The sequence below is a fragment of the Micromonospora sp. CA-246542 genome, assembly GCF_050942905.1.
In the GTDB taxonomy this organism is placed as follows: domain Bacteria; phylum Actinomycetota; class Actinomycetes; order Mycobacteriales; family Micromonosporaceae; genus Micromonospora.
The window spans coordinates 2,780,449-2,807,026 of the sequence record NZ_CP192040.1; the positions used below are offsets into that span (position 1 = coordinate 2,780,449).

Consider the following 26,578-nt stretch of genomic DNA (forward strand, 5'->3'; position numbering starts at 1 on the left):
GATCTTGCGGTAACGCTGGCGGTAACGGAGATCGCTTAACGTGGGCTGCATCCCTCGATCCCGTTACTGCGGAGGTGCAGCCTCATGGCTGTCTACAGCTACCGCCTCGCCAATGGCCAGACCCGCTGGTTCTTCGTCATCGACCTCCCGCCGGACGCGAACGGGCGGCGCCGCCAGCACAAGCGGCAGGGTTTCCCGAATCAAGCCGCTGCGCAGAAGGCGGAAGATGACGCACGCGCTGCCTATGGCGGCGCGGACCTCGGCGCGGACGGCAGTGTCGCTGCCGAGCTGGAGAGCTGGCTCAACGAACGCGAGCTGGATGTCCAGGAGACGACGCTCAGCAACTACCGGGACATCATGCGCTGCTACGTCGTGCCGCACATCGGCACGCGGCAGCTCTACGCCCTCGACAAGCGAGTGATCCACGAGCTGTACAAGAAGCTGCTGAAGGGCGGCGGCAAGAACGGCAGTCCGCTCTCGTCGACCACCGTTCGGATCGTGCACCGGGTCATGATGAAGGCGTTGAGCGACCTCGGGGTCAATGTCGACGGTGTGCGGCAACCCCGGCAGGTCGAGCGGGAGACGATGGGACGCAAGGGCGTCTGGACGCCCGCGCAGTCGGCGAAGTTCCTCAAGTTCCACGCCGATCACCGGTTGCGTGCCGCATGGGTCCTGGCGATCGTCGTGGGCACCCGGCGAGGGGAGCTGGCCGGCCTTAAGTGGCCGCGCGTGGATCTCGATCGAGGTGTGTTGCTGCTGCACTGGCAGCGCACCACGACCAGCAACGGCGTGGTTGAGAAGTCACCCAAGGGCAAGAGCAAGCGGGCGGTAGCGCTCGGACCAGCCCTGGTAGCGGAGCTGAACGCTCACCGGACACGGCAGGCGGTTGAGAAGGCCGATGCCGGAGTCCTGTACCACGACGGCGGCTACCTGTTCTGTCGCGAGGATGGAGAGGCGTACTACCCGAAGTACTTCACTGACCAGTGGGCGAAGGCGTGCGCCGACGCCGACGTTCCGGTGATCTCCCTCCCCGATGCGCGGCACACCTCCGCTACCACAGGTGCTGACGCTGGCGTTCCCGAGCACGTGATGCAGCGGCGGCTCGGTCACGCTGACAGCCGTACGACGCGGGAGGTCTACACCCACGTCTTGCCAGAGAGCGAGCGGAAGGCCGCGGAGTTGATGGAGGCAGTGCTCGGCGACGCCGCAAGCTGGTCGCCCAGGACGTAGCCGGGCTCGAGACGGGCGATAACGCTTGGCTGTAGTGCTTACTTGCCCCGGCCTTCTCCTCCCGCTGGCAAGCCGGCGTCCCCGCTGTCAGCAGGGCTGTGGCTGATGCCGTTACCTGTCGCGGTGCACTCAACTGGCAACCCATCGCGCAACCGGCTGAAGGCATCGTGAGGCTGACGCCGATACGGGCGTCTTTACGACCTCAGGGGAGGGCGCCGACGATGTCAACCACCACAAGCGACGAACGCACGCCGAGCCGTGTGCAGGTGCGGGTTTGGACGATCGACGCGGTACGGGACCTCGGTGTCACCACCGATGTGGAGACCGCTGCGACGATCTTGGGAATCGGACGTACCAAGGCCTATGCGCTGGCCAAAACCAATGAGTTCCCGGTGCGCCTTCTGCGAGTCGGCCGGCGGTACCTGGTTCCGGTACAGGCGATCCTCAAGCTACTTGCTGCCGAGTAGTCATCTCTCTGAGCAGGGCCGAATGAGCCCTGTACCCGGTTGGTGTCCCCGCGCCGACCGGCTCGACAATCCAGCGCGAGGAGCATGGCGGAGTTATCGCCCACTTCAGCAGTAGACGGTTCGCCGCTCCGAATGGATGAGTAGTCGATGTAGCGGATTCCGGAGTAGCCAAACAATTGACCGCACGTGCGCGAGCACCAGGCCTACGTTCCCGGCGGGGTGATCTGGCGTTGATGTGACCCTTCCCGTTCGCGCACGGGGAGGGAGGTACGGCCCGTCTGACACGGATTACCGCGTGCGCGGGGAGCAGTCCTTGATAACGTCGCCGTCGGTGTCCACCGGCGGATCATCCCCGCGTGCGCGGGGAGCAGGCTTCTTGACCTGCGGCGCTATAGATCGACTTTGCGGTTTTTATTCACTACGGTCCGCAAGATCGCTCTATTCAATCTCGGTCTCAATGTTGCTGGCGTTGTCGTCAACTAGGAGGTGAGCGAGCTCGGCTAGTACGGCAGCCGCCGTTCGTGATTACTGCTGTAGTTCGAGGTTGAGCCGGCGTGTGTAGTGGGATTGTCGCGCTCGGGCTTGGTGACGTCGCCGCCACTGTAACCAGTGGAGACGGTGGGTGGGGTCGCTGATCGGGCGGATGATGCAGGTGTTGATCAGACGGCGGATCTCGTTGACGGTCAGTCTGATCAAGCCGCTGTCGGTGGGGGCCCCGGTCTCGTGAGTCGCGGCGTCGGCAGCGCAGATCGCCAGGACGGCGAGGGCTGCCAGGGCGAGGATGGTGAAGCGGTACCAGGAGTCCCAGCTGCGGACCTGGTGCTGGTCCAGGCCGACCTGACTCTTGGCAGCCTGGAAGCTCACTTCGACAGTCCACCGGATGCCAGCGACCCGGACGAGTTGGGCGAGTGTCGCTGGGCGTGGGGCCCAGCAGCGATAGAAGGCCAACTCGCCGGTGCTGTTGCGGCGGATCAGGAGGCTGTGCCGGCCGTCGTCGTCGGGGTCTGCGTCGGTGCACACGTCATCGAGCCAGGCCCAGTCGTAGAAGCGTGGGCCCTTGGATCCGGCGCCGGCGCTGCGACGTTGCCACACCGAGTCGGGTAGGTCGGCCGCGACCTGGTCAGCGCGGACTCGGGTCTTGCCGCCGTCGAGTGGGATCAGGTGGCTGCGAGACACCGCGAGGACGTAGCCGAGCCCGTGTTCGCGCAGGTGGGCGCGGAAGACACTGCTGTTGCCGTAGGCCTCGTCTGCGGCGACCCACCCGCTGGCACCCCCGCGTCCAGGGCCGCGGTGACCATGTCGGCTGCCAGCTCGGACCGCGTGGCAAACTCCACGTCGTCGGGCACTGCGGCGGCTCGGCACCGATCGCGGTCGTCGGTCCACGACACCGGCAGGTAGATCCGTCGGTCGATCAAGGTGTGGCCGTGATCGCTGGCGTAGGCGAGGAACACCCCGACCTGGCTGTTCTCGACCCGCCCCGCGGTGCCGGTGTACTGCCGCTGCACCCCAACCGTGTGTGCGCCCTTCTTCAGATCGCCGGTCTCGTCCGGGATCAAGACCGCGTCCGGGTCACCGAACCGGTGGGCGATCAACTGCCGCAGGTCGTCACGGACAGCGTCGGCGTCCCACACCGCCCGGAATAGCAGCCGCTGCATCGCGTCCGGCCGGGCGTGTCCAGCCTGCTCTGCCAACTGCCAGCACGTCTTCACCTCAAGATCGGACAGCAGGCCCGTCACGAACGCCGCCGCCGTGCGACGAGGCTCCACCCGCGCAACCGGCCTGCGAACGAGTCGAGTACCCCGGCCAGGATCCGCTGCCACCGGTCAGGGTTTACGCTGTGGCGCTCGGCCACCGCATGATCTTCAGTTAGGTCCACAACCGTTGATGATCAGCGGTGGCCGTCTATCGAGGCGAGGGCAATGTGGGCACGTTCGGAACCGGGCCGTTCAACAGTGACGGCGCACTGGACTTCCTTGACGAACTCGCCGAGCGACCGCCACAACAGCGCGCCGAGGCACTACGGCACATGCTCGGATACGTCATTGCCAACCGCGACCTCCTCTGGCGGGAGTACTTCCCCGACCGAGTAGTCGCGGCGGCAGCCCTCGTGGCCGCTACCCTTCCCGGCGGGGAGCACCTACAGCACCGCCTCACGCAAGTTCCCGACGAACCGAGCGCAGTGACTCTGCCAGAGCCAGTGCCGGACCTTGCCACGTCCGCACTCGAAGCGCTGCACTTCGTGGCCGGTCCCGGCGGGCCGTGGCATCAAGGATGGACGACCGAGACCGACCAGGCCGAGGCGCAGCAAACCATCGACGGTCTCACCGCCATCCTCCAAGCAACGCACTCGCAAGACCACCAGACACACCAGGTCGACCGAAGATCGCGAACGGCGGCTGCCGTACTAGGCCTGAGCTGCTGTGACAGTCCGCTTACGTCCATGGCTGTCCGTGCTTGGACGTCGTGGTTGTCACTCAGTTTGTCACTCACGGCACGCGTTCACCGGCTGTCGCTGCCCCGCATAGAGCAAGCTGGCTGTGTAACCCGTCGATGTAGTCGGTGACGATCGTTGAAACTCCAAGTTGAAGGTGACCACCTGGCCGCCGAAGTTCTTCTTTCCGCAGACGCTTCGGCTTGTGCCGTCAAGCATCATGTGCCAGCCGTTGGCATTGCCCAATAAGGCGTAGAAGCCTTCGACGGCGGTGTCCCCTGACGGGGGCGTCTTCGTATAGGAGCGAGTAACGAACGCCCCGCCCCAGTAGTTGCTGCCCCAGCCCCTGCAGGGTTCGAAACTGTCCGCCGTCTGCAGCTTCGAATTCGGGAAAGCTTGAACCAGCATGGGATCGGACCTGAGCTCATCCGTCAACTGTGCTTCTGTGTCTGAGCAAGGGCCACCGGGATGGACGAAGGCATCGACGTAGCTTGTCACGGCCCACCAGCCGGTCGCAGCGATGAGCCCCAACGTGGCAGCAACGGTCAGCGCGATAGCGGGAACTCGACCGGGACGCTGCACGAACGCTCTCCTTGCCGGTTGCCTGCCTTGCTCCTCGATCGTTGACCATATCCTCAAGGGCGCTTGAGTCCGCCGGCCGGCGACGCCTCGACCACGGCGGACCCTGCCATCCCGTCTGCCATCGACCCGCCCACACGGGGAGCGGGCCGCCCCCCGTCCCGCCACGTCAAGCGGACCTTGACGCCCTGGGGTGACCGGCGACGAGTCGGGGGCGGGGTTGGCGGCGCGCACCTTGTAAGGGCAGGCCATTGGCCTGCCCACGACACCTGCCCGAGGGTCGCGGAGGCTCCAAGGTCAAGGGCGGCCCATAGGGCCGTCGCTTGCGACGCGTAGCGCCCTTGAGCTTGGAGGAGCGGCCCGGCACACTCACACTGGATCCGGTAGGCGGGAGTCGCCATGATGCGACTCGATATCAAGTGGATATTTGTGTGTGGGGGGTGAAGCGGGTGCAGCTGCTCTGATGATCGTGCGTGGTAAGCGAGTGGCAGCCGAGTGAACCCCGGCGACGAGGTAGGCGCGTGCGCTGGCCGGCAGCCCGGAGCTGGGCCGCACCCAACACCTCGGGCTGTCAGGTCGTTTGTGATTTAGGAACCCTGAGAAGGCGCTTCACGAGGCGTATTCGTTCGAGATCTCAGTGGCGTAGTTCTTCCAGAGCGGTTTCATGGTTTCGGCATTGACCGGCTGCCCGGAATCGATCATGGCCTTTAAGTCGCGGAAGTACTGCACGTACAGGTCTGGTGTGAACGTGTTCAGCATGACCGCGTTCTCGTCGCCGACGTTGGCGAACGTGTGCGGCGCCCCGGTCGGCACGATGACCCAGGTGCCCGGCCCGGCGTCGTATTGGTCCTCGCCGACGGTGAACCGGAAGGTTCCGCCAGCACGTAGAATCCCTCATCATGCTGGGCGTGGCGATGCTGCAACGGGCTCGGAGTGCCCGGCGGAATGGTGACCTCGGCGAACCCTAGCCGGTCGTCGGTGTGCTCGCCGTTCTCCAGGATACGGATCTGCTGCGCCCCGCTGCCGAGGATCTCGCCCTCACCGGGGCGGACGATGTTTACCTTCGCCACGACTTCTCCTCTTGCTATTGCTTGCCTGGCGGTGATCTCCCGTTCGGCGTGGCCGAGATCGTCCGCGGTGGGCCGCGTCTGCTGGACCGGTCACTCGGCCGGCGGCTGGCTGATCGCCCTGGCGATCGGGCCGGAAGACTGACAAGGCGGCCCCGCACCGGCGGGACCGCCTCCTCCGGGTCGGAACTCAGATCAGGGACACCATGCGCTCAGCGGAGCACGTGCTCGTGCCGAGGTTCTTCATATACCACACGAACTCACGCCCGGACGTGCCGTTCGAGCTGACGGTCTGGCGGTAGAACTGGCGGGTGACCTCGACGGAGCACCAGATCTCCACCGGGCTCAGGGCGATCAGGTTCGTCGTCGTGGCCGGTTCGGCGCCGATCCACGTACCGGTCGTCGCACCGGCGCCCACCGACTTCGCCGAGAACTGGTAATCGACCCCGGCGAGGCCCATCTGCACGTCGGCACTGCAGGCGATGTTGCCGGTGTTCTGCACCTCGTAGCGCAGGTACAGCGGCTGGGCGACGTCACCCTGACGCACGCGCTCGTACCACGTCCGCAGCACCTTGAACCGGCAAGGGTTGGCACTGGTCGCCCCGCTGGGCAGCACGCCGAGCAGCGGTACCTCGGACAACGAGCCGATCTGGTTGAGCTGGGTCGAGTAGGTCTTGATCTCACCAGGCTCCACACCACCCGTCGACTGCACATTGCTCGCACTGATCCTCGAAAGCAGGATGTTCGTTCCACAGGAGATCGAGCCGATGTTCTTGATCGTGTAGTAGAACTCGCGTTCGCCGGAGCTCAGCCGGTCGTACCACTGGTTGGTCACCTCGAACTGGCAGGCCGCCACGGTGCTGGCGCCGACCGGCGCCAGCCCGACCCGGTAGACGGCATTCGACAGGGCGTTGTTCCAGTGGCTGGTCTTCGAGGCGCCCGGCGCCATCGTTCCGCTGAACCCCGACCAGGCCACAGTGGCGTGCGCGGGAGTCGTCACGGCAAACGTACTGACCAGTACGAATGCCAGCGTGAGACTGATCGAGCGCAGTAGGCCTTTACGCATAGAAGAACCTCCGTGGAATCATGGGGAGATCGGTTGTTCGGAATGGTCCCGCGCAGATCTGCGGTCCGCATGAGTGCTGGCTACTCAACTGCGCGATCCGGTACTCAAGCCCTCGGGGGCGCCACTAGGATCTGATCCGTGCGTGTCGATCTCCCGAACGACCCGACCGGTGCCGAGGCGGACGCGCTGGCCTGGCCGCTGGTGGGTCGCGGCACGCAACGGTCGATGCTGGTGCGCGCGGTCACCCACGGCCGGGGTGCCCTGATCGTGGGCGAGGCCGGCATCGGGAAGACCCGGCTGGCCACGGCCGTGCTGGACCTGCTCGCGAGCAAGGGCTGGCACATCGTGCGGATCCACGCCAGTGACTGCATCCGGGAGATCCCGCTGGGCGCACTTTCTCCCCTGCTTCCCGCGGTTCGCGCACCTGAACCGTCCTCGACCACGCTCAGCACCGCCCTGAGCGGCCTCAGTGCGCTCGTCACGGACGCCGGGGCCGGGCGGCTCGTCGTCTTCGTCGACGACATCGACGCGCTGGACGGCATGTCCGCCGTGGTGACCAGCCACCTCGCCACCGTCCGGGGAATCCCGGTGCTGGCGACCAGGCGCTCGGGGCGGATGCTGCCCGAGCCCGTACGGCAGCTGGTGGTCGGCGCCGTCCTGGAACGGCTCGACCTGCCCCCGCTGACCGAGGCGCAGATGCTCGAGCTCTTCCGGTCCGTCCTCCGCGGGCCCCTCGCGCCGGAGGCCGCCGCGCGCCTGATCCGCCTGTGCGGCGGCGTGCCCCTGTTTGCGCGCGAGATCGTCCTGGACGGCCTGCAGAGCGCATATCTGCACCGGGTCGGAGCGGAATGGCAGTTCGACCGGCCCGACCCGGCGTCCTCCCCCCGCCTGTCCGACCTGCTGACCGACCGGCTCCGGGACGCCAGCACGGAGGAACGGCAGGCGCTGGAGATAGCCGCCATGGCGGCGCCGATTGGCCTGCGGGAGCTGACCCAGCTGGTGCCGGCCGACGCGCTCGCCGCCCTGGAACGGCGTGGCCTGCTCACCGTCGACCGGCTCGACCGCCGCCTTCCGGTACGGCTCAGCCACCCGCTCTACCGCGAACTGGTCGCCGGCTCCACACCGGCGGCCTCCCGCCTCGGATACGCCCGCCGGCTGGCCGACCAGATGGAGCGGCACGACCTCCGCCGGACCGACGACCTGCTTCGTTGGGCGCTGTGGCGGCTGGACGGCGGAGGCCCGATCGACCGCGCCAGGCTGACCACGGCCGCGGGCCTCGCCGTCGCGCGGCGGGTCGACCTCGCGGTACGCGACAGGCTGACACGCGCCGCCTACGCCGCCGATCCCAGCGTCGCCAACGGCCTCCTGCTCTACCAGAGCCTGGTGGAGGTGGACGTCGACGAACTGGACCCGCTCCTGGCCGACCTCGCGGCGCGGGCGCGGACGGAGCCGGAGCGAGCCGCGATCATGATCGCCCACGCCTACCACATCGGATTGGTCATGCACCGCCCCGACGAGGGCACCGCCGCGCTCGACGAGGTTGCGCGGACCATCCACAGCCCCGCGCTGCTGTCCGACATCAAGGCCCACCGCGCGATGCTGTACGCGATGTCCGGCCGCCCCGTCCCGGCACTGGCGGACGCCCAGGAGGCGCTCGTCGGCTCCGCGCAGCCTGGTGCCCGCATGATCGCCGGCACCGCTGCGGCGCTGGCCAACCTCATGACGGGGTGCTTTCCCGCGGCGCGCGGGGCGGCCGGCCTGGTCCGGACGTTGTCAGCGGAGGCGGACCGCGGCTCGATCAGCCCGGTGCCGACCGCGTTCCTGCTCGAGGTCCGGATTCTCGCGGATCAGGGCTGCGCTCAGGAGGCGCGGCTGCGGGCGGCAGCGGCGGTGACCGACGCCGTCGTCAACGGCGATCCGAAGCGCCACGCATGGTCGACAGCGGCGGTCGCGTACGCCCTCCTGTGCCAGGGCGACCTCGAGGACGCCGCGGCCCGGGCCGCGGAAGCCGGTCGCCTCTTCGCGGGCATGGCGCACCCCAGTGGCCGGCGCTGGACCCTGGCGCTGCAGCTGTTGGCCACCGTCCAGCGCGGACTCATCGACGAGGCCGGCACCCTCGTCACCGCCCTGCGCACCATGCCGGACCTCGGCCAGATCCGCTGCTACGACATCGACGAGGTCGTGGGCTTGGCCTGGTACGAGTTCCTCACCGCCGATCCCGCCGCGGCACAGGATCGGCTGGAGCAGGCCGCCCACGGCTGGCTCGCGGAGCAGTCGGCCGGGCTCGCGTTCCTGGCGGCGTTCGCCCTGTTCCGGCTCCGGTTCGACGACTGCGCCGCCGCCCTCCTCGACAAGATCGACGTGCCGGCCGACTGGCCGTTCGGCACCACCGTCGCCGCGCTCATCCGGGCCCGCAGTCCGGCCGACTACATCACCGCCGGCGACGCCTTCCGTGCCTACGACATGCGCCTGTACGCAGCCGAGGCGTACCACCTGGCGGCCACCCGCACGCGCCCGCCCGGCCCGAAACGCTCCCGTGCCCTGCACCTGGCCGCGGCGCTCGCGCAGCAGTGCGGTGCCGACACGCCGCTGCTCGGGCGGCTGAAACCCGCGACCGCCCTCACCCGTCGCGAGGAGCAGATCGCCGCGCTCGCCGCCGGCGGAGCCAGCAACCGCGTGGTGGCAGAACACCTCGGACTCTCCGAACGAACCGTCGAGAACCACCTGCACCACGCGTTCGCCAAGCTCGGGGTCACCAGCCGCCCGGCGCTCGGCCCGCACGTGACCGCGAAGCGGACGGACCCGAGCCACTGACCGCCTGATCAGGCGATCGAGAACAGAGTGTCGACAGCTCGTTGCCGAACTTGCCCGTCGGGTCGACCTCGCCACGCAGCGCCGCGACGTCCTTCGCCCGCGGAGTCAGCGCGGTGATCTCCGCGGGCGACATCCCGGTCGCCTCCCCCCAGTGCGGGCGCGCACCGAACGGCCGCAGCGCCCCCCACCGCTTGGATCACGGCCGGCCGGCGGTGGGTCGATGACGACCACCCGATCAGTCTCGGTGAGGAAGCCGAGAACCGGGTTCTCGGCCGGACTGCCCATCTCACCATCCATCAATACCGGCTTGCCGAGGTCCGCCCGACTGCCCGGAGAAACTCGCAGAACTCGTCCAGCCGCTCCTGGGCCTGTATTTCACGCAGGTCAAGATCGAAGTCGATCTCCTCGGCTGCACCGAACCAGAAGATAATCAGCATGTGGGCGGATGTCCATACCCTCAGAACCGGGCACTCCGAGCCGGGTTCCCGGGCCAGGATCGCTGTCGCGGTGGGTAACGGCATGACCGTCCCCCTTCGGAATACTCAAACCGCCAACCACGCGCGACGACGAGATTGAGCAGAGCCTGCCAATCCGCCACCGAGGTATGCGGAACGCAGGCGTTGGGAAGTGATCCCATCAGATTCGGATCGAAGAGGTCCCGAACGTCGTCCCAGAGTAGGTCGGCCGCCACGCCATCATCATGGCGAACGCGTGTAGCCGACGGCATCCGGATTCGCCGCGATCCGCGTGCTCGCTACCCATGTCGCAGTGACACCCGGTAGTCGGGAAATAAGCCGCCTGGTGGGGCCAGATGAGACCGTCACACCGGCCGCCCGACGGGCGGCGGCGGGGCCAGACCGCGCCGTCCGGGTGGGGTCGAGCGGGACCGTCAGAATCAGCCGACCTAGTCGGACCCCTTGTATTGAAGCGGGTATCTATCGTCGGGGGATGACGCGGCTCGCGATTCCCCCGACGATAGCCCGCACCAGTGACGAAATCGGCTTCGGCGCGGTCGAAAAGATCTATCGGCCCTAAGTGCTGCGTCACGCCGTGGCGGCGGCCGGCGTCCTCTGCATCGCGGGCCTGGCGGCCTTGGTGGCGGCGTCCGCCACCCGCTACGTGTGGATCATCTGGCTGGTCTTCGCCGTCCTGCTGCTCGGCGTGTTCTGGGGCATCGGCGACGCCTGGCGGTTCTCCCGGCGCCGCTACTACCTGTGCGAGGGCGGGCTGCTCGTGGCGGCGGGCGTCACCCGCTTGACCCGCACGCTCGCCTGGGACCAGGTCGCGGAGCTGTGGCGCTACCAGACCCGGGTCTACAGCGAGGACGGGCCGCAGTCGTTCCACCGCTGCCGGATGCGACTTCGTCGACGGCACCCGAGTCAACCTCGAGAAGCTGCCGCTCGCGGGCGGCGATCAGCTGAGCCAGACGATCGAGGAACGCGTGACGGCCGTCATGCTGCCCGCCGCTCTCGCCGCGCTGGAGGCCGGCGAGCGCGCTGACGGTGACCTTAAGCTACCGCTGGTGACCCCACAGCGGCTGATCAATAGGCGAGCAGGCGACGGACACTCGCTCTGACGAGATCGACGACGCGCTGTTTGTGCGCAACCCTGCGGCCATTCGACACACGAAAGACGACGTGATCACCTGCCCGGTGAGCGGTCTTCGCGGAATCACCGTCGCCCGCCCGTCACGACGCCGACGAACACGGCGACCGCTATCCGGGGCCCCTGGCCAGCTGCAGCTTCACGACGACGATTGGAAGGGCCGGCAACTTCTCACTCGGTCTTGCGCCCGTCCTCGACGGGGGTGGCACCGGGCGGTCCGGACGCGGAGCCGGCTGGCGATCCGAATCTCGCCCCGGTCCGGCTGACCGGTACTGCCGGCATCGGCCCGCTAGACCAGACGAGCCCAGCAGCCGCGACGCTGGCGACGAGGACGAAAGATCCGGGCGATCGGCTTAATCCCTCAACCAGCCGTGCCTGGAAGGATTAGGGGGTTGCATGGCCGCCGGTCGAACCTCGTTCTCGGCGCGCTGACGACCAAGAACCGGGTCATCTGCTCGCTGGAGTTGGCGATCCGGTGCGGCGTGCCGGTGCTGATCTGAACGCCGCTGCCCGCGGGGAGGGAAAGGCGGCGATCGGCGGTCAGCATCTCCGCGTTTCCCTCAAGGATGTAGAAGAACTGCCGTGCCTGGTCGTGCACGTGCCACGTCTCCGTGGTGCCGGGCGGCATGCTTTCCTCGATCACCGACAGGTCGTCGGCGTCGAGCAGACGCCACCCGCTGCAGTGCTCACCCCATCCGAAAGCGGGGACCGTATCGATGGAGACGACCCCTTCCTCGCTGCCGCCGTGGCGGACGCAAGCCGGCGCGCGATTCGGGAACCCATCGCACCCGCTCCGACCCGTCTAACCTACATGTGGCCCCATCCTTACCTCGTGTCTGTCGTCGTCGACGTTGGTCTTGGCCGGTGCGCCGTGGCCGCGGGATTAGCTAGCCGCAAGGCCGGCCCATCACATAGCAGTGCACCCGATCAGCTAACCGGTAACGCGGGTCGGCGCCGGAACAGCCCGGCGACAATGATCACGCCAGTCACGACGGCGGCTGCCAAGCCGATCCACTGGATGACGGTCCCGATCCATGGCCCGAAGTCACCGGGCTCACCCAGGCGACCCCAGCTCGACCCCTCGATCGCCCCGCCGACTGTCACGAACAGCGCCACCAACAAGCTGATCAGGAATATCCACCGCCAACGGAAGCCGACGGCCAGCACCAGGATGCTGGCCAGTCCCAGGATGATGGGGCCCGGGGGGATCTTCGGAAAGCCGGGCACGCCGACGAGGTACTCGACGACGATCCCGAGAGCCGCCACCAGCAGCGCGACTCCATGCAGTAGCGCGACCCGTGAGCGCCGACTATCTGTGGCCATACGTTTCACTTCCATTCGATGAGAGGACTCGTGTTGCCGCGGCCGTCGGTGACCCCGAGATCGGATGACATCGCGATTGGGACCGTGTCGCACCGCTCGTGACGGACATGGTGGTGCAGCTGGGCGACAGCAGCGCGGCGTTCATGTCTGGAGATGGTGTGAACGACGTGCCGCGGCCGCCAGTCACACGGGGCGCCAGTCCAAGCCGGAGCCGCGGGCGAGGAGCACCAGGGAGGGAGCTGACCGGCCACGGGCCTTCCCCGAGAGGCGCAGCGCCGAGGCGACAGCGGGGCTGACGCCGACTGCCGCCTTGGCAATGGGTGGCGGCCGAACGGAGGACCGTCGGCTGGGTGGGGTCGGGCCAGTCATGTCGGCAATGCTGCCGCCCGGGCACGGTGCTGTCGTCAGCTGAGGAACTGACGGGTGATACGTAGGAGGGCGTAGTGGCGGTCTGCCGTCAGGGCGCGAGCGTGCGAGGGCGTGCGCATGCGGGGCCGGCGCCTCTGCCAGCTCGAGATTCGCGGGCTACGGGCTCCGGCGGTCGGTCATTCCGAGCTGTGGGCGGCCCGGTCGAGCAGGTCGCGGGCCCCTTGACGGAGCAGGGCGGCGGCCACGGACGTCCCGAGGGCGATCGGGTCTGCCGCCTGTTCGTGCGCGTCGAGCACCGTCTTGCCGTCGAGGCTGATCACCCTCGCTCGGAGGCTGAGATGCCCGTCGTGCTCGGTCCGGGCGAGTGCGGCGATCGGTGAGTGGCAGTTGCCCTGCAGGATGCGCAGCATGGTGCGCTCGGCGACGGTTTCCCGCGTGGTCCGCGGGTCGGCGAGGCTCGTGGCAATGTCGCGCGTGTGCTCGTCGTCGTCGCGGCACTGCAGGACCAGGGTGCCGGAGCCAATGGCCGGCACCATCGTGTCGACGTCGATCGCCTCGGTGATCCGACCCGCCTGCCCGATCCGCTGCAGTCCGGAAGCCGCGAGCAGCAGGGCGTCGTAGGTGTCGCCGGTGTCGAGTTTGGCGAGTCTGCTGTTCGCGTTGCCGCGGATGGCCACCGGCACCAGGTGCGGCCAGTGCAGGGCGAGCTGCGCGATCCGCCGGACCGCGGACGTGCCGATCCTGGTGCCGGCGGCCAGTTGGTCGGCGCGCAGTCCACCCGGGTGTACGAGGCAGTCCCGGACGTCGTCGCGGGCGAGGTAGGCGGCCATCACCGTGCCGGCCGGTGGCGGCCTGTCCCCGGGTACGTCCTTGACGCAGTGCACCACCAGGTCCACGTCCCCGTTGATCAGGGCCGCGTCCACCTCCTTGGTGAATGCCCCCTTGCCGCCTAGAGCGGCGAGGTCGCCGTGCCACCGGTCCCCGCTGGTCGACATCGCCACCACGTCCACGGTGACCCCTGGGTGGCGCTCGGCGAGCATCGCCCGTACCCGCTCGACCTGTGCCAGCGCCATCGGAGAGTTGCGGGTACCGATACGCAGGAGACGGGAGTCGGCCATACCGGCGAGGGTAGACGGTTGCCGGCGGGGGTAGACGGGCAGGCTGGAGGCGTATCCCATGCGTTCTGTCCTCCTCATCGGGTCCTGATCGACCTGCTGCCGGCCGGGGGTCTCACCCGAGAACGTGCCGGTCTAACGTGGCACCGTCAGCCCTGCTCGTACCGCGATCACGACGAGCTGGGCCCGGGAGCGGGCGTGCAGCTTGGCCGTCACCCGGCTGATGTGGGTACGGACCGTGGCCGGGCTGAGGTAGAGCTCTTTGGCGATCTCTTCGTTCGACCCGCCGGTGGCGACCCAGGCGAGCACCTCGCGTTCGCGGTCGGTCAGGTCGTCCAGCGAGACCGTCCGGGTCGGTCCGGGCGCCGCAGGTTGGGCGAACAACGACACCACCCGCCGCGTCACCGACGGCGACAGCAGCGCCTCGCCGGCGGCCACCGCGCGTACTGCCCGGACCAGATCCTCGGGCGCGGAGTCCTTGAGAACGAACCCGCTCGCGCCGGCCTGGAGCGCCTCGAAGACGTACTGATCGATCTCGAAGGTCGTCACGATGATGACCCGCGTGTCGGCCAGGCCGGGATCGGCCCGCATCCGGCGGAGGGTCTCCAGCCCGTTCAGTCCGGGCATCCGGACGTCGAGCAACACGACGTCCGGCCGCGTCCGGCGGGTCAGCTCCAGGGTGTCCTGGCCGCTGTGCGCCTCACCGACGACCCGCATGTCGTCCTCGCGCTCGATGAGAGTGCGAAGTCCCATCCGGACCAGCTCATGGTCGTCGGCCAGCACCACCCGGATCATGCCCGCACCTCCGCCAGCGGCAGCCGAGCACGCACCCGGAACCCGTCCCTGTCGCCGTGCGCCTCAAGCTCACCGCCGAGAGCCTCCACCCGGCGGCGCATCCCGCTCAGCCCCCTGCCCTCCCGAAGCACGCCAAGCTTCCGGCCGTACCCGTCATCTCGTACCTCCACCAGCAACTGGTCGTCCACGGCAACCCGCACCCGTGCCCGAGCCGGGCCTGCGTGGCGCAGCACGTTGGTCAGCGACTCCTGCACCAGGCGATACGCCACCAGGTCGACCTCCTTGGGCAGGGCGTCCCGCAGACGCAGGTCCAGCTCCACCGGCAGGCCGCCTGCGCGAACCTGCTCGACCAGCTCCAGCAGCCCGATCAGCCCGAATTCGCCGGTCGGCTCGGCCGGTAGGCTCGGCTGGGTATCCCGCAGGCGGGCGTCGACCGACTCCAGCGGCACTTCGTCGTCTCGGGAACCGTGGAACACGTCGAGCATGCGTCGCAGCTCGTCGAGAGATCGGGCACTGGCCGACTGGATCGCCTCCAGAGCTCGCCGAGCCTGGTCGGGCTGTTCCTGGAAGACCAACAGCGCCGTCCCCGCCTGCATCGCCACCAGCGCCAGGCCATGACCTGCCACATCGTGTACCTCACCGGCGATCCGCATGCGTTCCTCCAGGGCTGCTCGCGCGACCAGGTCCCGTCGGGCTTGCTCTCGGCTGACTGCCGCCATGTGGGCCAGGGAACCCAGCGACCACGGGACGATCAACCAGCTCGTCCAGGCCAGTGCCAGCCAACGGGGTTCGGTGGCGTCGGCGGCGAGGCGGACGACGACGGTCCCCGAGGCCAGCGCCGCGGCCAGTCCGCAGACCAGCATGGAGACCCGGATCGGCAGCTGCCGGGCGGCCTCGAACATCGCGATGACGATGCACAGCTGGATCGGCCCGTACGGGTTGCCGAGGATCAGGTAGCTGTTCACCACGACGATCGCGGCGAGGAGCGCGATCACGGGCGCGATACGGCGCAGTGTCATCGTGACGATGGCCGCCAGCACTATGAGCAGGACGCCGGTGGTCTCCAGCGGCGGGTGAGGGTGGTCCTGCTGTGCCCCCGCGACGAGCAGGGTGCCGAGGACCAGACACACCGCCAGGGTGGCACCCAGCAGTAGATCAAGGCGCGACGGGCGACGATGGGACATGCCGCTGCTGGTACGCCGGAGAGCGCCGGCAGCGGACCCCACATCGTCACCATAGCGGGAATCGAGGGACCTGGACCGGCGCCATTCGGCACGGCGAGTTGCCGCCGCATCACCCATCGTCAACTAGAGTCCCTTCGACAATCTGCGGCCGGTCTCGAGGTAGCCGAGTTGTTCGTAGAGGCTCCGCGCGCCGTGGTTGTGGGTGAAGACATGCAGGCCGATCGTCGTGGCGCCGTTCGTTCGGCTCCATCGCTCGCCCGCTTCCATGATGGCGCGGCCGTAGCCCCTGCGGCGCTGGTCCTGCTCGACGGCGATGTTGTACACGAAGGCGGTGAATCCGGTGAGCTTCAACCAGAGGAAACCGACCCGGCGGTCGCCGTCGTAGGCGTACCAGAGGTGGTGGCCCGCCGTCGCGACTCCGTCGGGAAGGAGGGCCGCGAACGTCTCGGCGGCCTCGGCTGCCGCAGCCGTGGCCGGCACACCGGATCGGAGGATGCTCTGTGTGAAGTGCGCCTCCGCGCCCACCTTCCAGGAGCCGAACTCTTCCTCGGTCATCGGTTCAAGCCGCACGTCCACCCTGGCGCCAGGGTAGGGGTCAAGGTGTGAGGAGAACCGTACCCCGTCGGCGCATCGTGGCGGGTCAGCCGGCAGGCCAGGTACCCGGGCATAGAGCCTCCGGGGAGAAGCCGCCACCTCTGACTGGGCAGCTCGCCGACCGGCAGGCGGAAACTCCGGGATGATCGAAGCCCGCGAGGGGACTCGACGAGTGTCGAGGAATACGCGAACCGCGCCAGCCCACACCAGGGCCGAGCCAAGGACGTGCAGAACAACGGCGCCACTGTGTACATCGGTCAGCACCTCAAGTACCCCCACGGCGCCTTGGGCGAGAAGTACGCCGAGCAGCACGGCGGTACGTCGGCGGGCTCCCGCGGGCTGGCACAGCAGCATCGCGATGGTCAACGCGACGACCGCCGTGGCCAGGGTGGCGTGTGCCGTCGTGATGCTGGTCCAGTCGAGAGGCAGGCGTGTGACATCGGAGGAGTCACCCGCGTGGGGTCCAGTGCCGGACACGACGGTGCCCACCACGAGTAAGGCTGCCGACGTGAACAGGAGAATCGTTCCGAGTGCGCGAGCACGAGGTGACGCAGGCGGCGTGGGGACTGCTTCGCGTCGACTCCGGTCCCAGGTGACGGTGGCCGTAGTGAGAAGAAGGATGGCGGCGAGGAAGTGCGCGGCCACGACGTAGGGACTCAATCGCATCCACACCGTGATCCCGCCGACGATGGCGTTGAGAATGATCACCCAGAACTGGAGCCACGCTCCGCGCAGAATCGGCCGGGACAGCGGCCGGCGAAGCCTGGACCCGACGATCAGCCAACCAACGACAAGGCACAGCGCGCCCGTGAGTAGGCGGTTGCCGTATTCGATGGCGCCGTGCAGCCCTGTTTCGGGAGTGGCCGCAAAGGTGGAATCAGTGCAGTTGGGCCACTCCGGGCAGCCCAGGCCTGAGCCGGTGACGCGCACCACGGCGCCGGTGACGATGATCAGTAAGCTGGCCGTCACCGCCACGCCGGCGGCACAAGCAACCTGCCGAGGGCCCACCGAATATTGCTCGGCGAGCCAGGCAAGAGGACTCTTCACGACCTTGTTCCGAATCGCTGCCCGGCTGTCTGTATTGCTGAAGCGGATCGGTAGCGCTGGCCGAGCCCCGGATGCCCGGTTGAATTTGGAGCGCAGCACGATTGACATCCTCTAGCTCCTGCAGCGCGACGCCGACCGTGGACTGGGCGCAGTCCACGGTTCATTTGTCGACCGTCTGCGACGGACCTGTGGCAGTGGCCGCGACGAAGCGCTGCCGGCGGCGTTCCGGGGCGCGTTTGATGATGATCTCGACGACGATCAGGTTGATGATCCACCCCAGGGTCTGGCCGAGGGGGATCATGGACGGGGCCTGAGCTCCGATCGAGCCCGCCTCGACTCTGCCCAGGGGAATCTGGGCCAGTAGGAGCAGGGGGACGAGGATGCGCGATGTGACGGCGAGGAACGTCAGCGCGTAGTTGCGCATCATCCAGGCCCGGTGGGAGGTGACGTCCCCCCGGCGGGCTGCCCGGTACGCGAGACCGCCGGTGGTCAGCCACAGGACCGCCGCGGTGATGAGGCCGGCCTGGGTGAGCAGGCGCCCGGACCAGAGCGCGACCGGGACCGTGGCCAACGCCGACGGCAGGACCCCGGCCAGCAGGTAGGACCGGCCGATCGTCCGGTGGACTCGTCGGCGCGCCCGGATCTTCGGGATGAACTGCAGGGGGCCCAGCACGAGCGCTACCGCGGCCGTGAAGATGTGCACCACCAGGACGACGTAGTGGGTGCCGTCCCGGACCTGCGTACGGCTGTCGGCCATGTCCAGGCTCAGGTAGGGGTACGTGAGCACCAGCGTGAAGATGACCGCCACGACGAACATCAACCACAACGTCGCTCTCCGCATCACACCGACCCCCGCTCGCTCCATGCCTTGCCCGCCATCGTCTGGCAACGGGGGCGGCGCGGTCGTCGTCGTGTGGTCGCAGTGTCCGTACGTCGAGCGTCGTACATGGCGCACTGACGCAGCATGTCGGCAGTCCACCGGCGGCTTCCGCGGCAGGCGTCTAGAGCTACGCAAATCGTCGTAGGCCGGTAAGCGCCTGGGTGGATGCTCCTTGGTCGATTCTCCAGAGGGTGGCAAGGGCGAGGCATTTGCCTCGGTCCACCAAAGGCATCAAGGAGACAATCATGAGCCCAGCCATCCGGCAACGACTGCCTGTCTGGGCCTAGGCGAACCGTCCAGGCAGCCCGTCGACAAACTCGGGAGGGCTGTTTCCTAGGATGGCTACGGGGGGTGCGCTTCATCATGGAACTCTCTGGACCCGATGTCAGTGCGGGTTCTTGACCGGCCGCCGTAACGAATCCAGTAACGGATCGAGGTCCTCGACTTGGGGGTGGTTGGCATGAGGCAGCAGTGGATGCCACCAAGGAACGTCGGTCTGTCCGTATCTGCGGACGTATCAACCGGCTCCGACACTCCGTGACAGAATCGTTGTCAACTGGGGGTCAAGGGGTCGTCGGTTCGAATCCGGCCGTCCCGACCGATTAACCTGGGGAGATGAAGATCATCCCAGGTAACGGCGGTAACATCCGGTAACGGATGATCTTTGTTGGCGGTAACGGCGTGGATGGTTTGCCGTAGACGTGCCTGTTGCACAACGCTCTGACCTGCCGCTTCGTCTGCGTCTTGGATGGGCGGCAGTTCTGCTCTTGATTGCGCGTTAAGTGGTGCCTACGTCGTTGCCGCCTGTCCCGTGGTGGCCTATAGGACATCGCTGTACTGACGCGATCGGCGTCCGTAACCTCAGTCCCATTCCACGATCGGCGACACCGCGGTCGCAGTGGTGGACGCACCGGGAAAGTTTCGCGTCACTACGTCAGGCGGGAAAGCGCAGAGTGCGCTGTTCCGCGATACTCGCCGTCGACGGCCGGGACATTTGGGGCGTCGCCGAGGCTGACGTGTTCCCCGTCCGGGGAGGGCTCGCAACTGGCGACCGTCCCAGGCGCCCGGAGGGAGAGACGATGACAACACCAGCGGCGCCCCGGAGACCAGGCCGCCGTTGGCGCTGGTGGCCGATTCTCGCCGTGGTCATCACCGTCGTGGTGGTTGTTTGCGCCTGCGCCGTTGGCTGGGTGCGTCAGTTCGGCGTTCCGCTGACGGAGCGTGACCATAGTGCGGAAACGTTCGTAGTGGAGAACCGTCTGGCGAGCAGGCTGACGGTTGAGGAGACGGGTGGCGTCCCTATCACCTATAGCGTGTCTGCTACGAGCTCGGCATTGGTCCCGCTGCGAAGCAGTTGCGAGCGGTTGATGCGGCTGGTGGCCCGAGATCCGGCCGGTCGAGAGATCGCCAGTCTGGATGACCCGCTGTGTGAGCCGCGTACCTGGGTGATCGAGGCCGACGGCTCGACGCAACTGCTGCGTGAGCGCCGCTGGCCCTACCCTGGATAGTGCGCGCTCAACCTGGGCGCAGTGGCCGCCAGTTCGTCTGGGGCGATTGATGATGTTCCGTGGGCTCGCGGCGGTGCCTTTGCTGGTCCGGGGGACACCGGACGCCCATCACCGCGGACCCGTGGGTCTACCGACCGGTGGTTGGAGCCGCAGGCGATCGTGCAAGACAAGAGTCGCCCGGATTTCTTGGCATGGGAAGCGCTTGACGATCCGCGGTAACGAGCCCGGTAACGGAGGGGATCGCGATGGCGGATGAGGCGGTGTGCCACGGCATGAATCGGCAGTTCTGCTCTTGATTGCGCGTCAAGCGCTGCAGATGTTGCCGGCTGTCGCTACGTCGGGCGTCTCGACCTGCCCGGAGGCGAGGCAGGATCGCTGGCTCCCTAGTCCTGGTCTGCTCAAGTCGATCGCAGAAAGTGAACCAACCTGCCATCGCGTCGGCGGTGAGGTCGACGCCTGGCGGGGCTCGGGTGACTACCACCTGAGCGAGCAGCTCGATGAGCGCGCTGTCGGCTTGGTGAGGATCGGCGCGTCACGGTGCCGGGTGGGGCGCCGAGGTCGGCGCACGCTTGGCCCGCTGGATCTGCGCGTAGACGTGGGTCCGCAGCTCGGTGAACCGGGGCAGCGCCCGGGTGGTGAGCTGATCGCGCTCTGGCGGGAGGTCAATCACGAGGTCTTCCTGCACCCGGGTCGGCGAGTGGGACAGGACGAGCACGCGCTGGCCCAGATACACGGACTCGTCGATGTCGTGCGTCACGAAGACAGTGGAGATACCGCGGTTCAGGTGCAGGTCGCGTACGAGGTCCTCCAGGTCCGCGCGGGTCTGCGCGTCCACCGCCGCGAACGGCTCATCCATGATCAGCACCTCGGGGCGGTACGCGATGGCGCGCGCGATGGCCACCCGTTGCTGCATCCCGCCGGAGAGCTGCCACGGGTGGCTGCGTGCCGACTGCGGCAGTCCGACCGCGTCGAGGGCGTCGGCGACCCTGCGGTCGCGTTCGGCGCGGGAGAGCTTCTGGTGTCGAAGGGGAAGCTCCACATTGCCCCGGACCGTCAGCCAGGGATAGAGGCTGCGGCCGTACTCCTGGAACACCACTGCCATCGCCGGGCTCGGGCCCGTCACCGGAGATCCCTCCATCGTGACGAGGCCGCTGGTGGGCCGGAGCAGTCCGGCGAGGCATTTCAGGAGGGTGGTCTTTCCGCAGCCCGACGGGCCGACGACGCACAGCAGTTCGCCGGGCATCATGGTGAAACTGAGATCCCCGATCGCCTCGACCTCGCCCCGGCCGGAGGCGTAGACCTTGCGCAGGTGCTCGACCCGCAGCAGCGGACTCGCGTCAGGCACGGTTGACCTCCCTCATTCCGTGGTACCAGCGCAGGACGCGGCGTTCGACGATCCCGAAGACCACGGCGAGGAGGACGCCGATGAGGCCGAGCAGGAGGATGCCGCTCCACATCTCGGCGATGAGGTAGTTCCGCTGAAAGTAGGCGATCCGGTAGCCGAGGCCGGCCGAGGACGCGAACATCTCCGAGATGACCATGAGGATCAGGGCCACCGAGAGCGCCTGCCGTACGCCGGTCATGATGCGCGGACTCGCCGCCGGGAGGATCAGCAGCCACACGCGTTCCCAGCGGGAGATCCGGTACGAGTCGGCGGTCTCCAGCAGCACGCTGTCGGTCGCCCGGACGCCCTCGATCGTGTTCAGCAGGATCGGCCAGATCGCGCCGGACGAGATGACGACGACCTTCATGGTGTCGGTGATGCCGAGCAGCAGCATCGCGACCGGAATCAGCACCGGTGGCGGAATCGCGCGGAAGAACTCCAGCAGCGGTTCGAGGATCTCGCGTAGCGGGCGGATCCGGCCGATGAGGACGCCGGCGGCGACGCCGAGCAGGATCGACGCGATCAGGCCGGCCAGCAGCCGGTACACGCTCGGCAGCACGTCTTCGACGAACGCCGGGCCGATCCAGGTCTGCCGGAACGCGTCGACGAGTGGGCGGGGGCCGACGAGGAACCGGTTGGCCGACCGGGTGGACCAGACGGCCCAGAGCCCCACGGCCAGGACGGGAAGCCCGACCGCGTACAGGACGTCCTCGGCGACCCGGACGCCGAGGCCGCGAGGGGCGGTCCGGCCCGCACCGAGGGCGGTCATCGGGTTGCCTCGTCCGCGAGCACCGACTGGTGCCAGGCCAACGAGCGGCGTTCGGCGAAGCGGAACACGACGTTCACCACCACGCCGAGGAGCCCGGTGACCACGACGAGGCCGTACAGGCCGACGGCGTTCCCGGCGGAGCGCGACTGCTCGATCATTCGTCCGAGGCCGGGGTTACCGATCACCATCTCCGCGGTGACGGCCAGGATGAGCGCGACCGTCGCGGCGAGGCGCAGGCCGGTCATCAGGTACGGCAGAGCGGTCGGAAGGACGAGATACCGCAGCCGCTCGTAGCGGGTGAGGCCGAAGCTCCGCGCGGTGTCCCGGGCGACCGTGTCGACGTCGGCGACGCCGTAGATCACCTGCACGAACACCTGCCAGAACGCCGCGTAGACGATGATGACGAGTGCGGCGCGCATCTGCAGGCCGAACATCAGCACGGCGAGGGGGATCAGCGCGACCGACGGCACCGGCCGCAGGAACTCGACTGTCGTGTGCGTGGCGCGACGCAGGAACGGCACCATCCCGACCACGGTCCCCAGCGCGATCGCCGCGAGCGTCGCCACCGTCAGGCCGATCGCCCAGGACGTCATGGTGAGCCGGAGCCGCCGCCAGAACGCCAGGTCGCGGACCTCCTGGAACAGCCACCCGAACACGTCCGTCGCGTACGGCAGGTCGTGCGGGTCGGCCAGTCCCAGTGTCGGGAGCAGTTGCCAGACGGCGAGGAACCCCAGCAGACCCACGGCGCCCAGCAGGATCTTGCGCATCGGTCGGCTACTGCTGCTGAATGAGGCGGTCGAAGTCGGGTCGCCGGTCGAGGACGCGGTACTTCTGGGCCAGCGTCGCCAGTTGCTCCAGGCCGGCCCGGTCGAGCTCCCACCCGAATGCCGGGAGCCGTACCGAGTCCGCCACCGGCTCCGGCAGTTCGAGGTTGTCCTTGATGGCCTGGCGGAGGTCCTTCTCGTTCGCCGGATCCTTGGCCCAGGTGAGCGTCTTCTTCATCGCCGCCGAGAAGTCCGCGATCAGTTCGGCGTCGGAGTCCTTCAGCTTGCTCGACGTGATCGTGGTCAGGGTGGTGAGCCCGGGAATGGTGGCCTGGTACGGGGCGACCACGAGGACGTCACCGCGCTTGCGCATCTGGGTGATGAACGGCTCGGTCACCCAGGCGGCGTCGATGTTGCCGGCGGCGAGCTGGGCCGGTGCGTCCGGGAAGGCCACCTCGACGAACTTGACCTTGGTGGGGTCGCCGCCGTCCTTCTCGACCGCCGCCATGATCGTGACATCGCCGGCGGCGCCCAGGCTGTTCACCGACACCTTGCGTCCGGCGAGCTGGGCCGGCCGGGTGATACCGGACTTCGCGGACGCCAGCACGGCGTTGATGTCGTCGCCGTCGGCGTAGGACGACGCGTAGTTCCCAATGATCACCACGCCGAGGTTCTGCAGATCGGCGCGGAACGGGCCGAACGGCTGACCGATGGCGAAGTCGATGTCGCCGTTGATCATGGCCGGGATGGCCTGGGCGCCGCCCTGTGCGGGCACCACCTCCACGTCGAGCCCCTGCTCCCGGAAGATGCCCGCCTTGATGCCGCCCCACAGCGCGGCGGTCTCGCTGATCGGCAGCGCCGCCACGCGGACCTTCCGCAGGTCGCCGCTCGCCCCGGGGGACGGATCGGTGGCATCGGAATCCGTGCAGCCGGTCAGGGCGATCACGACGCCGGCGAGAACAGCGAGGGCGGTGACCTTCTTCATGGACGGGCCCTTCCGTGCGCAGCGCTTGTGCAGCCTGAGGAGTGAGGTCGACGGAGTGCCGGAAGCATCCGACCGCGTCGATCAGCGTCATGCAGGAGCGATTGATTGTCAAGAATTCTTAAAGGGCGAATCGCATAGCGGTGCCAGTGGTCCGATGGCGATGGGAACACGTCTTGACGGCCGACGATTTTGTCACCAAACTGTGCGGTTGGTGGCGTGGGGCGGAGAGGGCGACGACGTGGCAATCGTGATCGTGGGCGCTGGTATCGGGGGCCTCGCCACCGCGCTCAGCCTGCACCGGGTCGGCTTCGGTGAGATCACCGTCTACGAGCGCGCCGCCGCGCTGCGCCCACTCGGCGTCGGAATCAATCTGCTCCCGCACGCCGTCCGTGAGCTGACCGAATTGGGTCTCGGGGAACGCATGGAAAGGCTGGGCGCCGCACCCGGCACGCTTGCCTACTACAACCGCTACGGTCAGCAGATCTGGAGCGAGCCACGCGGACTGGACGCCGGATATCGCTGGCCGCAGCTTTCCGTGCACCGCGGCCGGTTCCAGATGGAACTGCTCGCCGTGGTGCGGGAACGGCTGGGCGCCGACGCGGTGCGCACCGGGCACCGGCTCGTCGGCGTCCGCGACGGCGTCGCGCACTTCGAGACGGCGGCGGGGGAGGTGAGCGTCGCTGGTGACCTGATCGTCGGAGCGGACGGCATCCACTCCGCGCTGCGCCGCCACCATCGGCCGGGCGAGGGGGCGCCACTGTGGAACGGGCTGACACTGTGGCGGGGGACCGCACGGGCACCCGGATTCCTGGACGGGCGAACCATGATCATGGCCGGGGACGCGGAACAGAAGTTCGTGGCGTACCCGATCGGCGCCGGCCTCATCAATGTCGTCGCCGAGCGGCGCGGGCCCGGTTTCGCCGGGCCCAACGCGGACTGGAATCGGACGGTCGACCCCGCGCCGGTCGTCTCGCTCTTCGCGGACTGGCGTTTCGCGTGGCTCAACGTGCCGGAACTGCTGGCCGCCGCCGACGAGATCCTCGAATACCCCATGGTGGACCGCGATCCGATCGACACGTGGACCCACGGCAACACCACGCTGCTCGGCGACGCGGCCCACCCGATGTATCCGAACGGTTCCAACGGGGCGTCGCAGGCGATCCTGGACGCACGTACCCTCGCCTTCCACCTCGCCACCGCGCCGACGGTCGCAGCGGCGCTCGACGCCTATGAGGCGGACCGGCGGCCCGCGACCACCGCGCTCGTGCTGAGCAACCGGCGGCAGGGCCCGGAACAGGTGATGGTGCTCGCCCACGAGCGCGCTCCGGACGGGTTCACGCACATCCACGACGTCATCCCGCCGGAGGAGCTCACCGCCATCGCCACCGGCTACAAGAAGGCGGCCGGTTTCCTCCCCGCCGACCTCAACGAACGGGCCTCCCTGACGCCGACGGCCTTCCCGGGCGCCCTGCCGTGACCGGCCCGGAGCCGACCGAACTGGACGCGGCGCGACTGGCGTCGGTGATCTCGCCGCTGCGCCGCACGCTGCTGGCCGCAGCCCGGGCCGCCGAGCACCTGCCGGAGATCCCGGACGCGCAGATCGAGATCGTGCGGGCCCTGCCCCGAGGCACCGTGGCCGGCCCCGGTGAACTGGCCGAGCGGCTGCGCCTGAGCCGATCCACGGTCAGCAACCTGCTCACCGCGATGGAAGGCAACGGTCTCGTCGAGCGTCGCCCCCGTCCCGGCAACCACCGCCACGTCGACGTCCTCGCCACAGCGAAGGCCCTCGACCTGTTCGACCGCTTCGACCTCGCGAGCGGAGACCTGGTCGCCCGCGCCGCGGCGACCCTGCCGGCGGCGGACCGCGCGGCCCTCGCCGCCGCGGTGCCCGCGCTGGAACGCCTCCGCGACGCCCTCGCGCACGACAAGGACACTCCATGAGTACGCGCCGAACCGCCGGTCGGGACGCCATCACTACCCCGCCGGTTCCCGGGCTGGAGGCCGCGTTCGAGGTGGAGGTGCGCCTCGGCGCGCTGGAGGACCACGGGATAACCCGTGCCGGTCACCGTCGCGTGGTGCCTGTTGTCGGCGGCCGGGTCACCGGTCTCTTCGAGGCCGACATCCTGCCCGGCGGCGCCGACTGGCAGGTCGTTCGCCCCGACGGCGCGATCGAGATCGACACGCGCTACTCGGCGCGTACCGCCGACGGCGGTCACGTCTACCTGCGTACCTTCGGCGTCCGCAGCGGCCGCGCGGAGGTCCTCGAGGCGTTGCTGCGCGGCGACGCCGTCGAGGTGTCCGAGTACTACTTCCGCCTGGGCGTACGACTGGAGACGTCGGTGCCCGCGCTGGCCGTCCTGGAGCAGTCCGTCTTCGTGGCGTCGGCGATCCGCGAGGCCGACCAGGTCCGCTACACCGCCTACCGCGTCACGTAGCTGTTCCCGCCCCGGGCTGCGACGGGGCGCGCTTGTCGGGCTTGCCGCTGGGCGTCACTGCCACCCGGACGTTCGACTGGATGGTCCGGGGGGCCGACGGTTCCCCAAGCGTCCGCGCCACCACCGCACGCAGCCGTTCGGCATCAGGCACGCGACCGGCGGCAGGC

Annotated in this window: 25 protein-coding genes and 1 pseudogene; 9 read left to right on the forward strand and 17 right to left on the reverse strand. The window is 68.4% G+C overall.

Going from position 1 to position 26,578, the window contains the following annotated elements; genetic code table 11:
* The first annotated feature begins 84 nt into the window (after nucleotides 1-84).
* Complete coding sequence (locus ACQP0N_RS13010) at nucleotides 85-1,230, forward strand: tyrosine-type recombinase/integrase (protein WP_433120264.1); 1,146 nt, start codon at nucleotides 85-87, stop codon at nucleotides 1,228-1,230.
* Nucleotides 1,231-1,451: 221 nt separating this feature from the next.
* On the forward strand, nucleotides 1,452-1,697 hold the full coding sequence (locus tag ACQP0N_RS13015; protein ID WP_433120266.1) for a helix-turn-helix domain-containing protein: 246 nt from the start codon (nucleotides 1,452-1,454) through the stop codon (nucleotides 1,695-1,697).
* Between the two features lie 525 nt (nucleotides 1,698-2,222).
* Here the strand turns inward: ACQP0N_RS13015 and ACQP0N_RS13020 are convergent.
* Nucleotides 2,223-3,549 (reverse strand): annotated as a pseudogene (locus tag ACQP0N_RS13020) (IS701 family transposase).
* Nucleotides 3,550-3,618: 69 nt separating this feature from the next.
* Here ACQP0N_RS13020 and ACQP0N_RS13025 point away from each other — a divergent pair.
* Entirely contained in the window at nucleotides 3,619-4,260 is a 642-nt protein-coding gene (locus tag ACQP0N_RS13025) for a DUF4259 domain-containing protein (protein WP_433121605.1), read from the forward strand.
* Here the strand turns inward: ACQP0N_RS13025 and ACQP0N_RS13030 are convergent.
* The 3 genes from ACQP0N_RS13030 to ACQP0N_RS13040 all read right to left on the reverse strand — a co-directional run bounded on the left by ACQP0N_RS13030 (nucleotide 4,180) and on the right by ACQP0N_RS13040 (nucleotide 6,774).
* Nucleotides 4,180-4,710, reverse strand: a complete 531-nt coding sequence (locus ACQP0N_RS13030) for a hypothetical protein (protein ID WP_433121915.1) — start codon at nucleotides 4,708-4,710, stop codon at nucleotides 4,180-4,182. The genes ACQP0N_RS13025 and ACQP0N_RS13030 overlap by 81 nt on opposite strands.
* 606 nt (nucleotides 4,711-5,316) lie before the next feature.
* Nucleotides 5,317-5,598 carry a cupin domain-containing protein gene (locus ACQP0N_RS13035; RefSeq protein ID WP_433121607.1) on the reverse strand — a complete coding sequence of 94 codons (282 nt, stop codon included), beginning with the start codon at nucleotides 5,596-5,598 and terminating at the stop codon, nucleotides 5,317-5,319.
* 366 nt (nucleotides 5,599-5,964) lie between these two features.
* A complete protein-coding gene (locus ACQP0N_RS13040; RefSeq protein ID WP_433120268.1) occupies nucleotides 5,965-6,774 on the reverse strand; it encodes a hypothetical protein in 810 nt (269 codons plus the stop codon).
* 204 nt (nucleotides 6,775-6,978) lie between these two features.
* Between ACQP0N_RS13040 and ACQP0N_RS13045 the strand changes: the two genes are divergently transcribed.
* On the forward strand, nucleotides 6,979-9,654 hold the full coding sequence (locus ACQP0N_RS13045; RefSeq protein ID WP_433120270.1) for a LuxR C-terminal-related transcriptional regulator: 2,676 nt from the start codon (nucleotides 6,979-6,981) through the stop codon (nucleotides 9,652-9,654).
* On the opposite strand, the gene ACQP0N_RS13050 is transcribed toward ACQP0N_RS13045, so the two are convergent.
* Both ACQP0N_RS13050 and ACQP0N_RS13055 read right to left on the reverse strand, forming a co-directional pair.
* The gene (locus tag ACQP0N_RS13050) at nucleotides 9,593-9,787 is read right to left on the reverse strand and encodes a hypothetical protein (RefSeq protein ID WP_433120272.1); all 195 of its coding nucleotides are present in this window, start codon (nucleotides 9,785-9,787) and stop codon (nucleotides 9,593-9,595) included. The two genes, ACQP0N_RS13045 and ACQP0N_RS13050, sit on opposite strands and share 62 nt — an antisense overlap.
* 163 nt (nucleotides 9,788-9,950) lie before the next feature.
* A complete protein-coding gene (locus ACQP0N_RS13055; RefSeq protein ID WP_433120274.1) occupies nucleotides 9,951-10,091 on the reverse strand; it encodes a hypothetical protein in 141 nt (46 codons plus the stop codon).
* 598 nt (nucleotides 10,092-10,689) lie between these two features.
* Between ACQP0N_RS13055 and ACQP0N_RS13060 the strand changes: the two genes are divergently transcribed.
* The gene (locus ACQP0N_RS13060) at nucleotides 10,690-11,154 is read left to right on the forward strand and encodes a hypothetical protein (RefSeq protein WP_433120276.1); all 465 of its coding nucleotides are present in this window, start codon (nucleotides 10,690-10,692) and stop codon (nucleotides 11,152-11,154) included.
* 466 nt (nucleotides 11,155-11,620) lie between these two features.
* Here ACQP0N_RS13060 and ACQP0N_RS13065 read toward each other — a convergent pair whose 3' ends face one another.
* The 7 genes from ACQP0N_RS13065 to ACQP0N_RS13095 all read right to left on the reverse strand — a co-directional run bounded on the left by ACQP0N_RS13065 (nucleotide 11,621) and on the right by ACQP0N_RS13095 (nucleotide 18,503).
* Nucleotides 11,621-11,902 (reverse strand): cupin domain-containing protein, encoded by a 282-nt coding sequence (locus ACQP0N_RS13065; protein ID WP_433120278.1) that lies wholly within the window; start codon nucleotides 11,900-11,902, stop codon nucleotides 11,621-11,623.
* 284 nt (nucleotides 11,903-12,186) lie between these two features.
* Nucleotides 12,187-12,597: a hypothetical protein gene (locus tag ACQP0N_RS13070; protein WP_433120280.1), complete on the reverse strand. Its 411-nt coding sequence runs from the start codon at nucleotides 12,595-12,597 to the stop codon at nucleotides 12,187-12,189.
* Nucleotides 12,598-13,127: 530 nt separating this feature from the next.
* On the reverse strand, nucleotides 13,128-14,069 hold the full coding sequence (hemC, locus tag ACQP0N_RS13075; RefSeq protein ID WP_433120282.1) for a hydroxymethylbilane synthase: 942 nt from the start codon (nucleotides 14,067-14,069) through the stop codon (nucleotides 13,128-13,130).
* 132 nt (nucleotides 14,070-14,201) lie between these two features.
* The gene (locus ACQP0N_RS13080; protein ID WP_433120284.1) at nucleotides 14,202-14,861 is read right to left on the reverse strand and encodes a response regulator; all 660 of its coding nucleotides are present in this window, start codon (nucleotides 14,859-14,861) and stop codon (nucleotides 14,202-14,204) included.
* Nucleotides 14,858-16,045, reverse strand: a complete 1,188-nt coding sequence (locus ACQP0N_RS13085; protein ID WP_433120286.1) for a sensor histidine kinase — start codon at nucleotides 16,043-16,045, stop codon at nucleotides 14,858-14,860. Before ACQP0N_RS13085 ends, ACQP0N_RS13080 begins: the two co-directional genes overlap by 4 nt.
* 123 nt (nucleotides 16,046-16,168) lie before the next feature.
* A complete protein-coding gene (locus tag ACQP0N_RS13090; protein WP_433120288.1) occupies nucleotides 16,169-17,794 on the reverse strand; it encodes a COX15/CtaA family protein in 1,626 nt (541 codons plus the stop codon).
* Between the two features lie 52 nt (nucleotides 17,795-17,846).
* Nucleotides 17,847-18,503 carry a DUF2306 domain-containing protein gene (locus ACQP0N_RS13095; protein WP_433120290.1) on the reverse strand — a complete coding sequence of 219 codons (657 nt, stop codon included), beginning with the start codon at nucleotides 18,501-18,503 and terminating at the stop codon, nucleotides 17,847-17,849.
* A gap of 1,205 nt (nucleotides 18,504-19,708) precedes the next feature.
* Between ACQP0N_RS13095 and ACQP0N_RS13100 the strand changes: the two genes are divergently transcribed.
* The gene (locus ACQP0N_RS13100; protein WP_433120292.1) at nucleotides 19,709-20,074 is read left to right on the forward strand and encodes a hypothetical protein; all 366 of its coding nucleotides are present in this window, start codon (nucleotides 19,709-19,711) and stop codon (nucleotides 20,072-20,074) included.
* Nucleotides 20,075-20,606: 532 nt separating this feature from the next.
* On the opposite strand, the gene ACQP0N_RS13105 is transcribed toward ACQP0N_RS13100, so the two are convergent.
* The 4 genes from ACQP0N_RS13105 to ACQP0N_RS13120 are packed head-to-tail and all read right to left on the reverse strand — an operon-like array spanning nucleotide 20,607 to nucleotide 23,976.
* On the reverse strand, nucleotides 20,607-21,419 hold the full coding sequence (locus ACQP0N_RS13105) for an ABC transporter ATP-binding protein (protein WP_433120294.1): 813 nt from the start codon (nucleotides 21,417-21,419) through the stop codon (nucleotides 20,607-20,609).
* The gene (locus ACQP0N_RS13110) at nucleotides 21,412-22,227 is read right to left on the reverse strand and encodes an ABC transporter permease (protein ID WP_433120296.1); all 816 of its coding nucleotides are present in this window, start codon (nucleotides 22,225-22,227) and stop codon (nucleotides 21,412-21,414) included. Before ACQP0N_RS13110 ends, ACQP0N_RS13105 begins: the two co-directional genes overlap by 8 nt.
* The gene (locus ACQP0N_RS13115) at nucleotides 22,224-22,994 is read right to left on the reverse strand and encodes an ABC transporter permease (RefSeq protein WP_433120298.1); all 771 of its coding nucleotides are present in this window, start codon (nucleotides 22,992-22,994) and stop codon (nucleotides 22,224-22,226) included. Before ACQP0N_RS13115 ends, ACQP0N_RS13110 begins: the two co-directional genes overlap by 4 nt.
* A gap of 7 nt (nucleotides 22,995-23,001) precedes the next feature.
* Nucleotides 23,002-23,976, reverse strand: a complete 975-nt coding sequence (locus ACQP0N_RS13120) for an ABC transporter substrate-binding protein (protein ID WP_433120300.1) — start codon at nucleotides 23,974-23,976, stop codon at nucleotides 23,002-23,004.
* On the opposite strand from ACQP0N_RS13120, the gene ACQP0N_RS13125 reads away from it, so the two are divergent.
* From ACQP0N_RS13125 to ACQP0N_RS13135, 3 genes are read left to right on the forward strand one after another with little or no spacing between them, the layout of a single operon-like run.
* On the forward strand, nucleotides 23,963-25,453 hold the full coding sequence (locus ACQP0N_RS13125) for a flavin-dependent oxidoreductase (RefSeq protein ID WP_433120302.1): 1,491 nt from the start codon (nucleotides 23,963-23,965) through the stop codon (nucleotides 25,451-25,453). The genes ACQP0N_RS13120 and ACQP0N_RS13125 overlap by 14 nt on opposite strands.
* Complete coding sequence (locus ACQP0N_RS13130; RefSeq protein WP_433120304.1) at nucleotides 25,450-25,917, forward strand: MarR family winged helix-turn-helix transcriptional regulator; 468 nt, start codon at nucleotides 25,450-25,452, stop codon at nucleotides 25,915-25,917. The genes ACQP0N_RS13125 and ACQP0N_RS13130 overlap by 4 nt, the downstream gene beginning before the upstream one ends.
* Nucleotides 25,914-26,411: a DUF3237 domain-containing protein gene (locus ACQP0N_RS13135; RefSeq protein WP_433120306.1), complete on the forward strand. Its 498-nt coding sequence runs from the start codon at nucleotides 25,914-25,916 to the stop codon at nucleotides 26,409-26,411. The genes ACQP0N_RS13130 and ACQP0N_RS13135 overlap by 4 nt, the downstream gene beginning before the upstream one ends.
* The last annotated feature ends 167 nt before the right edge of the window (nucleotides 26,412-26,578 follow it).

Excerpts from the sequence above, each read along its gene's own strand:
- ACQP0N_RS13010 (WP_433120264.1), top strand. The coding sequence starts at position 85 with ATGGCTGTCTACAGCTACCGCCTCGCCAATGGCCAGACCCGCTGGTTC.
- ACQP0N_RS13015 (WP_433120266.1), top strand. The coding sequence starts at position 1,452 with ATGTCAACCACCACAAGCGACGAACGCACGCCGAGCCGTGTGCAGGTG.
- ACQP0N_RS13050 (WP_433120272.1), bottom strand. The coding sequence starts at position 9,787 with ATGTCGCCCGCGGAGATCACCGCGCTGACTCCGCGGGCGAAGGACGTC.
- ACQP0N_RS13055 (WP_433120274.1), bottom strand. The coding sequence starts at position 10,091 with ATGCTGATTATCTTCTGGTTCGGTGCAGCCGAGGAGATCGACTTCGAT.
- ACQP0N_RS13070 (WP_433120280.1), bottom strand. The coding sequence starts at position 12,597 with ATGGAAGTGAAACGTATGGCCACAGATAGTCGGCGCTCACGGGTCGCG.
- hemC (WP_433120282.1), bottom strand. The coding sequence starts at position 14,069 with ATGGCCGACTCCCGTCTCCTGCGTATCGGTACCCGCAACTCTCCGATG.
- ACQP0N_RS13080 (WP_433120284.1), bottom strand. The coding sequence starts at position 14,861 with ATGATCCGGGTGGTGCTGGCCGACGACCATGAGCTGGTCCGGATGGGA.
- ACQP0N_RS13085 (WP_433120286.1), bottom strand. The coding sequence starts at position 16,045 with ATGTCCCATCGTCGCCCGTCGCGCCTTGATCTACTGCTGGGTGCCACC.
- ACQP0N_RS13090 (WP_433120288.1), bottom strand. The coding sequence starts at position 17,794 with ATGTCAATCGTGCTGCGCTCCAAATTCAACCGGGCATCCGGGGCTCGG.
- ACQP0N_RS13095 (WP_433120290.1), bottom strand. The coding sequence starts at position 18,503 with ATGTTCGTCGTGGCGGTCATCTTCACGCTGGTGCTCACGTACCCCTAC.
- ACQP0N_RS13110 (WP_433120296.1), bottom strand. The coding sequence starts at position 22,227 with ATGACCGCCCTCGGTGCGGGCCGGACCGCCCCTCGCGGCCTCGGCGTC.
- ACQP0N_RS13115 (WP_433120298.1), bottom strand. The coding sequence starts at position 22,994 with ATGCGCAAGATCCTGCTGGGCGCCGTGGGTCTGCTGGGGTTCCTCGCC.
- ACQP0N_RS13120 (WP_433120300.1), bottom strand. The coding sequence starts at position 23,976 with ATGAAGAAGGTCACCGCCCTCGCTGTTCTCGCCGGCGTCGTGATCGCC.
- ACQP0N_RS13135 (WP_433120306.1), top strand. The coding sequence starts at position 25,914 with ATGAGTACGCGCCGAACCGCCGGTCGGGACGCCATCACTACCCCGCCG.